Genomic DNA, 12,075 nt, shown 5'->3' on the forward strand with positions numbered 1-12,075 from the left:
TAGTGCGCCCTATTATCCACATCGCGCAGCGCTTCGGCTACGCCAAGCGTTTAACGGCGAAGGCGGAGGAACGATGCAGCGAGGGATGGTCATTCCAGCGGCCCTGGCCGCCTTGGGCGCGGCGCTGCTGGCCTGGCAAAGCGGAGACGAAGGGCGGCTGGGCCCGTGGGTCGGCGCGCTGGCATTGATCATGCTGCTGATCGTCAGCCGCTCGCCACGGGCGATCGTCTGGCTGGCCGTCGGTAGCTGGGTGTTCGTCGCCGTTCACCACCAGTGGCAGCGCCAGCTTCCGGCAGGCCTGGCGGGCGAGGATCTGCAGGTGCAGGTGCGGGTGCTCACTGCCGAGCGCGAGGCTGACATCACTCGTTTGACGCTCGCTATCCAGCGCTGCCGGGCCGGCGCGAACCTGCCAAGGTGCGACGCGCTTGGCCGGGTGCGGGTCAGCGCTTACCAGGATCACCCCTACGCCGCGGGTGAGCGCTGGCAGTTGACCCTTCGCCTGCGCGCTCCTCATGGCTTCGCCAACCCGTCGAGTTTCGATTACGCCGCCTGGCTCTGGCGCGAGGGTATTCACGCCACCGGCTACGTGCGTGCGACGCCGTCGCCCCGGCGACTCGAGGCCGCGCGCCCTACGCTGCGCACACTGGCGCTCGAGCGCCTCGATCGTGCGCCGCTTGAGCCGCGCACGAAGCGCTGGCTGGCGGCGCTGTCGCTGGGCGACAGCAGCCAGCTGACGCAAGAGGACTGGGCGCTGCTCAACGCTACCGGCACCACCCACCTGGTGGTGATTTCCGGGCTTCACGTGGGGCTGGTCGCCTCCTTCGTGCTGCTGGCCTGCCGACTCATCGCACGGCTCGTCACTCCCTTGAGCTGGCGGCTGCGCGCCTGGCCCTGGTGGGCGGCGGGCGCTGCGTGTATCGGCTACGCGCTGCTGGCAGGCATGGGGCCACCGGCACTGCGCGCCATGGTGATGACGCTGCTCGGGCTATGGGTGCTCGGCGGGCGCCACGCGCCGGGGCCCTGGCAAGCGTGGTGGCTGGCGCTGGTGATCGTGGTGGCACTCGACCCGTTGGCCGCCTGGCGGCCTGGGCTGTGGCTCTCCTTCGTGGCGGTGGCCTGGCTGATCGTCATCTGGCAGGGGCGCACGCGGCCTGTCGGTATCAAGGGCTGGGGGTACGCGCTGGTGCGTACTCAACTGCTGCTGGCACCGCTGATGGCCGCAGCGGTGTTGATCGCCTTCGGTCGCGTCGCGCCTGGTGCCCCGCTGGTCAACCTGCTGGCGGTACCCTTCGTCAGCCTCGTAATGGTCCCGCTGGCGCTGCTGGGTTGGCTGGGCGCGGCGCTGCCCGGTGTCGGCGACGCCCTCTGGTGGGGGTTCGGGCAGTCGCTCGGCCTCTTTCGGTGGCTGCTCGATGCGACGCTTGCGCTCGCGCCGCTCTGGCAGCCATCGGCGGCGCTGCGCTACCCGCTGGCTGCGGCGTGGCTTCTGGTCGCGCTCTGCTTCGGGCTCGCCTTCGTGCCCGGCTGGCTGCGAGCGATTTCCCTGGCGGTGGCGGGGTTTCTGCCGTTCGCCCACGTTCCTGAAGCGCTGCCGCCCGCGGCGCTGCGCGTCACGGTCCATGACGTCGGGCAGGGCCAGCTCGTGGAGCTCGAAAGCGCCCGCCGGCGCATGCTCTACGATACCGGCCCGCGTTTCAGAAGCGGCTTCATGCCGCTCGAGTCGCTCTGGGCGCCGGGTCGGCACTTCGATCGGGTGCTGGTGAGTCACGCCGATAGTGATCACGCCGGCGGCGTAGCGGCGCTGCGGCGAGAGCACCAGGTGGCGCAGTGGCTGGCCCCGCGGGGCGAGACGCTGGCGGTGGAGCATCGCCACTGCGCTCAAGGCGTCGAGTGGCGCGAGGATGGTATCGATTACCGCGTGCTCTGGCCGCTGCCGGGGCTGAACGCGCTGTCGCCCAACGAACGCTCCTGCGTGCTTGAGGTACGTATCGGGGAGCATCGCCTGCTGATCACCGGCGACGCGGGCAGCGACAGCGAGCGGCGCTTTCTCGGCGCGCTCGAGGGGAGGGTCGACGTGCTGGTCGCGGGGCACCATGGCAGCAACACGAGTTCCGGTATCCAGTTCGTGCGCGCGACCGAGCCCAGGCACGTGGTCTTCAGCGCCGGGCGAGGCAACGCTTTCGGCCACCCGACGGACGCGGTGGTACGCCGTTTTCGCGCCGTGGGTAGCTGCCTGTGGAACACCGCCCACGACGGCGCGCTGACCTTCGTGCTGCGCGCCGGCGAGGATCTCGAGGTTTCACCTCAACGCGCGCCGGGAGGAGGGCGCAGGCGGTGTCGATAAGGCGCGCCTTAGGGTAGAATCCGGCGCATTGCACACTACGTCCAGGAGCGCGTGTGACCGATTCCAGTTGGGTGATCTACAAACGTCTGTTGAGTTACGTCAAGCCGCACTGGCGCATGTTCGCGCTGGCGATCATCGGTTTTCTGATCTATGCCGCCTCCAGTACGGCGCTGGCCGAGATGATGAAGCGGCTGATCGACGGTATCCAGAACCCCGACGCGGCGTTTCGCTTCTTCCTGCCGCTGTTCGTGGTGCTGATGTTCGCCGCCCGCGGGGTGGGCACCTTCTTGAGCACCTACTACATGGCTTACGTGGGCCGCTACGTGATCCATACCCTGCGCTGCGACGTGTTCGACCACATGCTGCACCTGCCGGGGCGCTTTTTCGACCAGCACTCGAGCGGGCATCTGGTGTCACGAGTGACCTACCACGTCGAGCAGGTGGCCGGGGCGGCCACCAATGCCGTGACGGTGATCCTGCGCGAGGGACTGTTCGTGATCGGGCTGATCCTCTATCTGCTGTGGACCAACTGGATGCTCACGCTACTGTTTCTGGGCGTCACACCGGTGATCGCCGTCGTGGTCAGCTACGTCAGCAAGCGTTTTCGCAAGATCTCCAAGCGCATCCAGAACTCCGTGGGTGATGTGACCCACGTTGCCTCTGAAGCGCTGACCGGCTACCGGGTGGTGCGCACCCATGGCGCCGAAGGCTTCGAGAAGAAGCGCTTCGAGCGCGCCAGCGAAGAGAATCGTCGCCAGAGCATGAAGCAGGCGATGACGCGCGCGGTCAGCTCGCCGGTCATCCTGATGCTGGTGGCGATCTCCATGGCGCTTCTGGTATGGCTCGCCATGGCACCGGCCTTCATGGCCAACATGACTCCGGGCGAATTCGTCGCCTTCATCACCGCCGCGGCGCTGATGATCAAGCCGGTGCGTCAGCTCACCGAAATCAACGGCGATATCCAGAAGGGCCTGGCCGCCGCCGCGGAACTCTTCGCCGTGGTGGACCTGCCACGTGAAACGGACGAGGGCACCCTGGCGCCCGAGACGCTCGAAGGCGACGTGCGCTTCGAGAACATCGGCTTTCGCTACGGCGAGGAGCATCCGAACGTGCTGCACGGTATCGACCTGCACGTCGCCCCCGGCGAGATGATCGCCATCGTCGGGCGCTCCGGCGCCGGCAAGTCGACGCTGGTCGGGCTGTTGCCGCGCTTCTATCGACCCTCGGAAGGGCGCTTGCTGATCGACGGCGTCGATAGCGACGAATACGAACTCGGCGCGCTGCGCCGGCAGATTGCCATCGTTTCCCAACAGGTGACGCTGTTCAATACCACCATCGCCGCCAATATCGCCTACGGCGACTCGGTCCCGGATCTGGCCCGGGTCAAGGAGGCCGCCGATGCCGCTTACGCCAGCGAGTTCATCGACAAGCTAGCCCAGGGCTTCGATACGCTAGTAGGGGAGAACGGTCTGACGCTTTCCGGCGGCCAGCGCCAGCGCCTGGCGATCGCCCGGGCCATCTACAAGCAGGCGCCGATCCTGATCTTCGACGAAGCGACCTCGGCGCTCGACTCCGAATCCGAGCGCTATATCCAGAAGGCCCTCGAGTACGTCTGCAAGGGGCGCACGACCCTGGTGATCGCCCACCGGCTCTCGACCATCGAGCGCGCCGATCGCATCCTGGTGATGGAGCAAGGGCGCATCGTCGAGTCCGGCACTCACCAGGCGCTGCTCGAACGCGACGGCGCCTATGCCGCGCTTCACAAGATGCAGTTCCAGGAGCCGGCGTGAGTCTGGCGAGCCGCTGGCTCGACGCCGTATACCGCCCGGGCGGAGCCTTCTGGCTGGTACCGCTCTACCCGCTGGGGGCGCTCTACCGAATACTGATGGCGCGACGAGCGCGCGCCTACGCCACGGGTCGAAAAGCGGTCGCGCGCCTGCCGGTGCCGGTCATCGTGGTCGGCAACATCACCCTGGGCGGCACCGGCAAGTCGCCGCTAGTGGCGTGGCTGGTGCGCCGGCTGGTGGACAACGGCTGGACCCCGGGCATCGTGACAAGGGGCTACGGCGGCCGGGCGAAGAACCACCCGCTCCGGGTGAGCGCGAATACCGACCCCGCCGAGTGCGGCGACGAGCCCGCGATGCTGTTTCGCCAGACCGGTGTCGCAGTGGTGGCCGACCCGAATCGACCGCGCGGCGCCCGGGCGCTCGTGGAGCAAGGGTGCGATATCATTGTCAGTGACGACGGTCTGCAGCATCTGGCATTGGGCCGCGATATCGAAATTGTGGTGGTGGATGGGGCCCGAGGGCTCGGCAACCGACGCTGCCTGCCGGCGGGGCCGCTGCGCGAGCCCGCCGGCAGGCTTAGCGAGGCGGATGCGGTGATCGTCACCGGCGTGCAGGCGACGCCGTTGCCGGTCGCGACCCAGTCAATGACGCTAGTGCCGGTACGCTGGCGCCGGGTGGCGAGTGGCGAGGCCGCGCCGCTGGCGCCGCTTCCCTTTGCCCCGCCCGTGCACGCGGTGGCGGGTATCGGCCATCCGGCGCGCTTTTTCGAGACCCTCGAGGCCCTCGGGGTGACGGGCGAGCGCCACCCGCTCACCGACCATCACGTTTTCGATGCGACCACACTTGCGTTCACGCCGCCCCGGCCGGTGGTGATGACCGCCAAGGATGCGATCAAGTGCAAGAACCTCGCGCCCGCCGACAGCTGGGCGCTGGAGATCGAAGCCGCGCTGCCTGCCGGCTTCGAGGCCTGGCTGTTCAAGACCCTGGAAATAATCAACGATACACCCACACGTGCTGACAATGACGAGGAAGGCGCTCATGGATAAGGAACTCTTGGCAATGCTGGTCTGCCCGCTCTGCAACGGCCAGCTGGAGTACGACAGAGAGGCCCGGGAACTGGCCTGCCACTACGATGGCCTGGCGTTTCCCATCCGGGAGGGGATACCGGTGATGCTGCCGGAAGAGGCGCGCGTGCTGAGCGCCGACGAGAAGCTCAAGCCCTCGCCGGGACGCACGGGAGACGCGTGATGGCCGCCGAGGAAAATCTCGATTTCGTCGCCGTCATCCCCGCGCGGATGAACTCCTCGCGCCTGCCCGGCAAGCCGCTTCTCGACATCGCCGGCGAGCCGATGGTGGCTCACGTCTGGCGGCGCGCCGGGCTCTCGCGGGCCAGCCGCGTGGTGGTCGCCACCGACGACGTCCGTATCCGCGAGGCGCTGACACCCTACGGCGCCGAGGTGGTGATGACTCGCCCCGAGCACCCCTCCGGCACCGATCGCCTGGCCGAGGTGGCCACGCACCTGGCGCTTGGCGACGACGCCCTAGTGGTCAACGTTCAGGGCGACGAGCCCTTAATTCCGCCGGCGCTGATCGACCAGGTCGCCGCGTGCCTTGCCGCGGACCCGGGGGCCGCCATGGCCACGCTCGCCGAGCCCATCGTCGACGTCGAGACGCTCTTCAACCCCAATGCGGTCAAGGTGGCCCGAGCGCACTCCGGACGCGCGCTCTACTTCTCCCGCGCACCGATTCCCTGGGATCGCGACGCCTTCGCCCGGCGCCCGACGCTGTTGGAGACCGATGCCTGGCTCAGGCATATCGGCATCTACGCCTACCGGGCGAGCTTTCTGAACGCCTTTCAAGAGATGGCACCGTCGCAGCTCGAGCAGCTCGAACAGCTCGAGCAGCTCAGAGCGCTGCAGCACGGCCACGCCATCCAGGTAGCGCTGGCCTGCGAGCCCAACCCCGCCGGGGTGGATACGCCGGAAGACCTGGCCAAGGTGCGCTCGCTCATCGCACGCCTTGAGTATCCAGCGCGAGAAACGATGTGACGGACTTGATGGCCAAGGCGGATCTCTCCCGCGCCAACACCCTGAAGCTTCCCTGCATCGCCGACTTCGCGGCACGGCCCACCACGCTTTCAGCGCTGCGGGAGGTGATCGCTGAATGTCGCACGCGCGGGCTTTCGATCACGCTGCTCGGCGGCGGCAGCAACGTGCTGCTGCCGGAGCGTCTGCCTGGCGCGGCGGTGGTGCCCGCCTTGACGCAGTGGTGGATCGAGCGCGACGGCGAGCGTGCCACGGCCTACGTCGGCGCCGGGGTGAACTGGCAATCGCTGGTCATGACGCTGGCCGAACGCGGCTGGTGGGGGCTCGAGAACCTGGCGCTGATTCCCGGCGCCTGCGGCGCGGCCCCGGTGCAGAACATCGGCGCCTACGGCGTCGAGCTTTCTGACGTGATCGAAGGCGTGCAGGTGATGGCCTTGGATACCGGGCGCGTGCGCTGGCTGGATATCGCCGAGTGCGCCTTCGGCTATCGCGACAGCGTGTTCAAGCGCGCGCAGGCGGGGCGGGTGGTCATCACGCAGCTGGCGCTGAGGCTTGCCCGTCATGCGACTCCAAGGCTTGGCTACGGTGATCTGGCGGCGCGAGTGTCGGCCGACCCCACGCCGCTCGACGTCGCTCGGGCGGTGTGCGCCATTCGCCGCGAGAAGCTGCCGGACCCGGCCACGCTCGCCAATGCCGGCAGCTTCTTCAAGAACCCGATCGTTGCCCGCGAGCTCGCCGACCGGCTGGCCGCCCGTTATCCCGGCATGCCGCGCTTTCCCCAATCTCAGGGAGGCGACAAGCTGGCCGCCGGCTGGCTGATCGACCAGTGCGGCCTGAAAGGCGAACGGCAGGGCGCCTTCGGTGTGCACGAGCGCCAGGCGTTGGTGCTGGTACATTTTGGCGGTGGAACCCGCGAGGGGCTTCTGGCCTTTGCGCGGCACATCATCGAGGCCGTCGAGGAGCGCTTCGGCGTGACCCTCGAGCCGGAGCCGCGCCTGCTCTAGCGCGTCATCCAGACATAAAAAAACCCCGCTCGAGGCGGGGTTTTTCGTGAGGGTGGCTTACTCCTGGCCACCGCTCTCCTGCTGACGGCGCTTCTCGCGCGGGTCGTTGTGCGCCCGGCGGCGACGACGCTTGGCCGGCGCGGCGCTGAACGCCTCTTGAGCCGGTGCGTCGCTTTCGACCGGCGCCTTGGGCTCAACGTCACCCTGAGCGTCGATGCTGCTCTCGGGTCCGGCTTGGCCAGGCTTGGCGGCGACCGACACTTCGGGCTCTACCGGCGTTGCCGGTGCGGCGGCTTCTGAAGCCGGCTCGACGCGCTGCTCAGTGGTTTTCACTGGCGTGGGCGTTTCGTCTACCTCGGCAGCGACCATCTCGGGCTTCGGCGCGGGTTCGGCGGTGTCATCCTGCGCTTTCTCGACGTCGGCTGCGGGTTCGACGGCGTCGGCGCGCGGTGCGCTCTCTTCGACCAACACCGAGCTGGACAGGGCGGATGGCTCCTCTACATTGGTCGGTTCGATCGGCTGCTCGGCCTGCGGTGCTTGTGCCTTTTGAGCGACCGGATCGGTCGTGTCGTTCTCGACCGGAGTCACTGGCGCTTTCGCGGCATCGCTGGGCGTTTGCGGCAGCTCTTCATGCACCGGCTCGTCTTTCTGCGGCTCTTCTTTTACCGGCGAGTCTTTGGGACGCTCTGCCTTGGGCGGCTCCTGGGCGCTGGCGGCGTCGCTCGGTTTGGAGTCCGCTGGCACAGCGATGCGCTGCTCGTCCTGTGCGACGTTTTCCTGCACGGGTTCGGTGACGGGAGTACTGGCCTGGTTGATCGACGGTTCGCGCGGCGCGCTTTGCTCCACCGGTTCGATCGACGGCTGCGGCTTGTCAGCCAATGAGGCAGTATCGGCCTTGTCGCTTACCGGCGCTTCTGGCTTGCTTTGTGCCGGAGCCTGGGCGGCTTCTGCCTGCAGGGCGAGCTGCTCGGCTTCGGCCTTGGGATTGACGGCCTGCTTGCGCGAGCGGCTGCGCGGGTTGTTACGAGTGCGCTTGGGCTTGCCGTCATCCTTCGGCGTGTCCTGGCGGGTCTCCTGCTTCGGCTCTTGACGAGCTTCCTGCTTGGGCTCCTGGCGGACTTCCTGTCTGGCCTCGGGCTGCGACTGAGCCGCGCTGCGGTTCTGCTCGCCTTTGGCATCGCTCTTCTTGGCGTCGCGCGGTTTTTCGCGCCGGCTTTCCGAGCGGCGGTTGTCCGCCGGTGCCTCCTGGGGCGCCGGGCGTTCGCTCTGGCGAGTGGGCTTGGCGGCGTTATCCGTCGCTTTCTGGTCGCTGGCGGCACCGCTGCGACGGCGATTGCGCGTGCGGCTCGGGGTGCTGCGCTTGTCACCCTCGTCCTGGCTCTTTGCCGGGCGCGAGGAGGGCGCATCGCCACGGCTCGTCGCGGACTCGCGACGCGTGTCGCGCGCCGGGCGGGCGCTCTCGGCACGGCGACCTTCGGTGGTGGCGGGCTGGCTTCTGGTTTCGCTGGTCTCGTCGCTTCCCAGCAGCTTGCTGAAGCCACGAATCAAGCGCCCGAGAACGCCGGTTTCCGGGACTTCCGCCGGGGCGCTCTTGGCCGGGGGCGGCGTCTCGGTCTGCAGTGAAGCCGGCGCGGGGGCGTTGTGGGCGACGGTCTTCACCGCTGCCTCGGCGCGCTGCGCGGGCGGTGCGAAGCTCGGGTCCGGCTCCTTGCCGATATCGGTCTCGGTGGAGAGCTCGTAGCTCGAGAGCGTGTGGCTTTCGTCCTCGTCGAGATGGTCGGTACGCAGGCGCTGCACGTCGTAGTGCGGAGTGTGCATGTCCGGATTGGGCAGCAGCACCACGCGCACGTCCTGGCGCGATTCGATGTCCGCGAGCACGCTGCGCTTCTCGTTGAGCAGGTAGGTGGCGACGGGCACCGGCAGGATCGCGCGGATCTGGGCGCTGCGCTCCTTCATCGCCTCTTCCTCGATCAGGCGCATGATCGACAGCGACAGCGAGCGCACGTCGCGAATGGTGCCCTGACCGTTGCAGCGCGGGCAGACCACGCCGCTGGTTTCACCGAGCGACGGCCGCAGGCGCTGGCGCGACATCTCCATCAGGCCGAAGCGCGAGATGCGCCCGATCTGCACGCGGGCGCGGTCGAGCTTGAGCGCGTCGCGCATGCGGTTTTCGACTTCGCGCTGGTTGCGCGCTGGGCCCATGTCGATGAAGTCGATGACCACGAGGCCGCCGATATCACGCAGGCGCAGCTGGCGCGCGATCTCGTCGGCGGCTTCGGAGTTGGTCTGAAGCGCGGTCTCCTCGATGTCGCTGCCGCGGGTGGCGCGCGCCGAGTTGATGTCGATCGACACCAGCGCCTCGGTGTGGTCGATGACGATCGAGCCGCCGGAGGGCAGCTTCACTTCGCGCTGGTAGGCGGTCTCGATCTGGGATTCGATCTGGAAGCGCGAGAACAGCGGTACTTCGTCGGTGTAGAGCTTGATCTTCTGCTGGTACGATGGCATCACCTGACGGATGAAGCCCAGTGCCTCGGCGTGGATCTCGGGATTGTCGATCAGCACCTCGCCGATGTCCTGGCGCAGGTAGTCGCGCATGGCGCGGATGATGACGTTGGATTCACGGTAGACCAGGAAAGGGGCAGGGCGCTTGGTGGCCTCGGCGGTGATCGACTCCCACACCTGGGCGAGGTAGTCCAGATCCCACTGCAGCTCTTCGGCGCTACGCCCGATGCCGGCGGTACGCACGATCAGGCCCATCTTGTCCGGCACGGTCATCTGTGACATCGCGTCCTTGAGCTGGCTGCGATCGTCACCTTCGATGCGCCGCGAGATGCCCCCGGCACGCGGATTGTTGGGCATGAGGACCAGGAAACGCCCGGCCAGGCTGATGAAGGTGGTTAGCGCCGCGCCCTTGTTGCCGCGCTCCTCTTTATCTACCTGGACGATGACTTCCTGCCCTTCCTTCAGGACTTCCTTGATGCTGGGCCGCCCGGAGACGTCCTTGACGAAGTACTCCCGCGAGATCTCCTTGAGCGGCAAGAAGCCGTGGCGCTCGGCGCCGAAATCGACGAAGGCGGCCTCGAGCGAGGGCTCGACGCGGGTGATCTTGCCGCGGTAGATATTGGCTTTCTTCTGTTCCCGGGCGCCGGATTCGATGTCCAGATCGTAAAGGCGCTGTCCGTCGACGAGCGCGACCCGCAGCTCTTCGGGCTGGGTCGCGTTGATGAGCATTCTCTTCATGGTGTCTCGCAAAGCATGTGCACCGATTCACCGTCTGGCGGGGCGTCGACGAATCGCTTTTGCTGCGTGCTTGTGCTCGGCGCATGGCTATGCTGACGCGTTGAACCGGGGGCATGAGGGCCCGCGCGGTCGGTGGGCGTTGAGTACGTGGCGGAGGCAGGACATGTTTCGGTGGCTGTCACGTCCATCCGGCCCTGCTGACACCGCCTACACCTGGCATTCTTCGATTCGTCGGCGCCGGTATCGGCACCGCGTTGATCTTGTGTCTCGAGCGTACGCCCTGCGTGACGCGCAGGACCAGGCTCGAGGCATGTCGTGTCATCTTTTTTTCGTGGCGGCCGAGTCGGCAACGTCACGGATCCTTCCGCCCGTCGGGGCAAAAGGAGTGTTCTTCTAGAACCTTTCGGTAATGGGTAATGCGTACACTATTCCATTGGACCTTCGCTCGGGCCTGCGTGTCGGTCGTGCAGGCGCTTGGGCATGGCGGGCAACGATGTGCGGGGTTCCCCTTCGGCGTGATCATCACGGGGTCGTCGGGTCGTTCCGACAGCGGATCACGCCATGCCGATGAGCTCACTGGAATATAACAGCAAAGACAACCGCCAGCAATTGACGCAATGGCTTCGCCACTGCGCTAGAATGGCGCCCCGACGTGAAAAGTTGGCGTGAAAAAAAGAAGCAATCGAACCAGGAGCATGCGGCGATGGCCGAAGGGCGTGAAGTACAGTGGGTGGAGATCGCCCCGGAACAGGCGGGTCAGCGGATCGACAATTTCCTGATGACCCGGCTCAAGGGGGCTCCTCGCGCTCTGATCTACCGCATCGTGCGCAAGGGCGAAGTGCGCGTGAACAAGAAGCGCATCAAGGCGGACTACCGACTCGTCGCCGGTGATCTGGTGCGCGTTCCGCCGCTGCGCCTGGCTCCGAAGGAGGCCCAGAAGGAGGTCAGTGACAACCTGCGTGACCTGCTGATCGGCAGCGTGATCATGGAAGGGCCGGACTGGCTGGTGCTCAACAAGCCTTCGGGGCTCGCGGTACATGGCGGCAGCGGCGTGAAGATCGGCCTCATCGAGGCGCTACGCCAGGTGCGCGACGACCTGAACTTTCTCGAGCTGGTCCACCGGCTCGATCGCGACACCTCGGGCTGTCTGCTGCTGGCCAAGTCCCGCGAGGCCTTGGTGACGCTCAACGAGTCGCTCAAGAAGCATGCCATGGACAAGCGCTACGTGGCGCTGGTCAGCGGGCGGTGGCCGGCGCGCAAGACCTACGTCAGCGCGCGTCTCGACCGGTTCGATGCCGGTAACGGCGAACGTCGGGTGCGGGTCGACCCCAACGGCAAGGTGTCGCGCACCCACTTCCAGGTGCTCGAGGCCTTCGAGAAGGCCACTCTCATCGAGGCGGAGCCGGTGACCGGGCGTACCCATCAGATTCGTGTTCACGCCGCCCACGCCGGTCACGCCCTGCTCGGCGACGACAAGTACGCCACCCGCGAAAGTACCCAGATGACCCGGCAGCTGGGAGTGGAGCGCCTGTTCCTCCACGCCCGTGCGCTGACCTTTCCCGAACCCGGCAACGGTCGCCCGGTCACCGTCAAGGCACCGCTGCCCGAGGCGCTCGAAAGCGCGCTCGCCCGCGCCCGTCGCTAATCAAGGAGTC

Annotated in this window: 8 protein-coding genes; 7 read left to right on the forward strand and 1 reads right to left on the reverse strand. The window is 67.2% G+C overall.

Annotated features, from left to right (window positions below):
* Nucleotides 1-73: 73 nt before the first annotated feature.
* From GEV37_RS11625 to murB, 6 genes are read left to right on the forward strand one after another with little or no spacing between them, the layout of a single operon-like run.
* Nucleotides 74-2,344 carry a DNA internalization-related competence protein ComEC/Rec2 gene (locus tag GEV37_RS11625; protein ID WP_227390418.1) on the forward strand — a complete coding sequence of 757 codons (2,271 nt, stop codon included), beginning with the start codon at nucleotides 74-76 and terminating at the stop codon, nucleotides 2,342-2,344.
* A gap of 53 nt (nucleotides 2,345-2,397) precedes the next feature.
* On the forward strand, nucleotides 2,398-4,134 hold the full coding sequence (gene msbA / locus GEV37_RS11630; protein ID WP_227390419.1) for a lipid A export permease/ATP-binding protein MsbA: 1,737 nt from the start codon (nucleotides 2,398-2,400) through the stop codon (nucleotides 4,132-4,134).
* Nucleotides 4,131-5,177: a tetraacyldisaccharide 4'-kinase gene (gene lpxK / locus GEV37_RS11635; RefSeq protein ID WP_227390420.1), complete on the forward strand. Its 1,047-nt coding sequence runs from the start codon at nucleotides 4,131-4,133 to the stop codon at nucleotides 5,175-5,177. The genes msbA and lpxK overlap by 4 nt, the downstream gene beginning before the upstream one ends.
* Complete coding sequence (locus tag GEV37_RS11640) at nucleotides 5,170-5,379, forward strand: Trm112 family protein (RefSeq protein ID WP_227390421.1); 210 nt, start codon at nucleotides 5,170-5,172, stop codon at nucleotides 5,377-5,379. The genes lpxK and GEV37_RS11640 overlap by 8 nt, the downstream gene beginning before the upstream one ends.
* Nucleotides 5,379-6,179 carry a 3-deoxy-manno-octulosonate cytidylyltransferase gene (gene kdsB, locus GEV37_RS11645; protein ID WP_227390422.1) on the forward strand — a complete coding sequence of 267 codons (801 nt, stop codon included), beginning with the start codon at nucleotides 5,379-5,381 and terminating at the stop codon, nucleotides 6,177-6,179. Before GEV37_RS11640 ends, kdsB begins: the two co-directional genes overlap by 1 nt.
* An 8-nt stretch (nucleotides 6,180-6,187) precedes the next feature.
* Complete coding sequence (murB, locus tag GEV37_RS11650; RefSeq protein WP_227390456.1) at nucleotides 6,188-7,180, forward strand: UDP-N-acetylmuramate dehydrogenase; 993 nt, start codon at nucleotides 6,188-6,190, stop codon at nucleotides 7,178-7,180.
* Nucleotides 7,181-7,237: 57 nt separating this feature from the next.
* Here the strand turns inward: murB and rne are convergent, their stop codons facing one another.
* A complete protein-coding gene (rne, locus tag GEV37_RS11655; protein ID WP_227390423.1) occupies nucleotides 7,238-10,420 on the reverse strand; it encodes a ribonuclease E in 3,183 nt (1,060 codons plus the stop codon).
* 703 nt (nucleotides 10,421-11,123) lie between these two features.
* Here rne and GEV37_RS11660 point away from each other — a divergent pair.
* A complete protein-coding gene (locus GEV37_RS11660) occupies nucleotides 11,124-12,065 on the forward strand; it encodes an RluA family pseudouridine synthase (protein WP_227390424.1) in 942 nt (313 codons plus the stop codon).
* Nucleotides 12,066-12,075 lie beyond the last annotated feature (10 nt).

The sequence above is a fragment of the Vreelandella malpeensis genome (assembly GCF_020622355.1).
Lineage (GTDB): Bacteria > Pseudomonadota > Gammaproteobacteria > Pseudomonadales > Halomonadaceae > Vreelandella > Vreelandella malpeensis.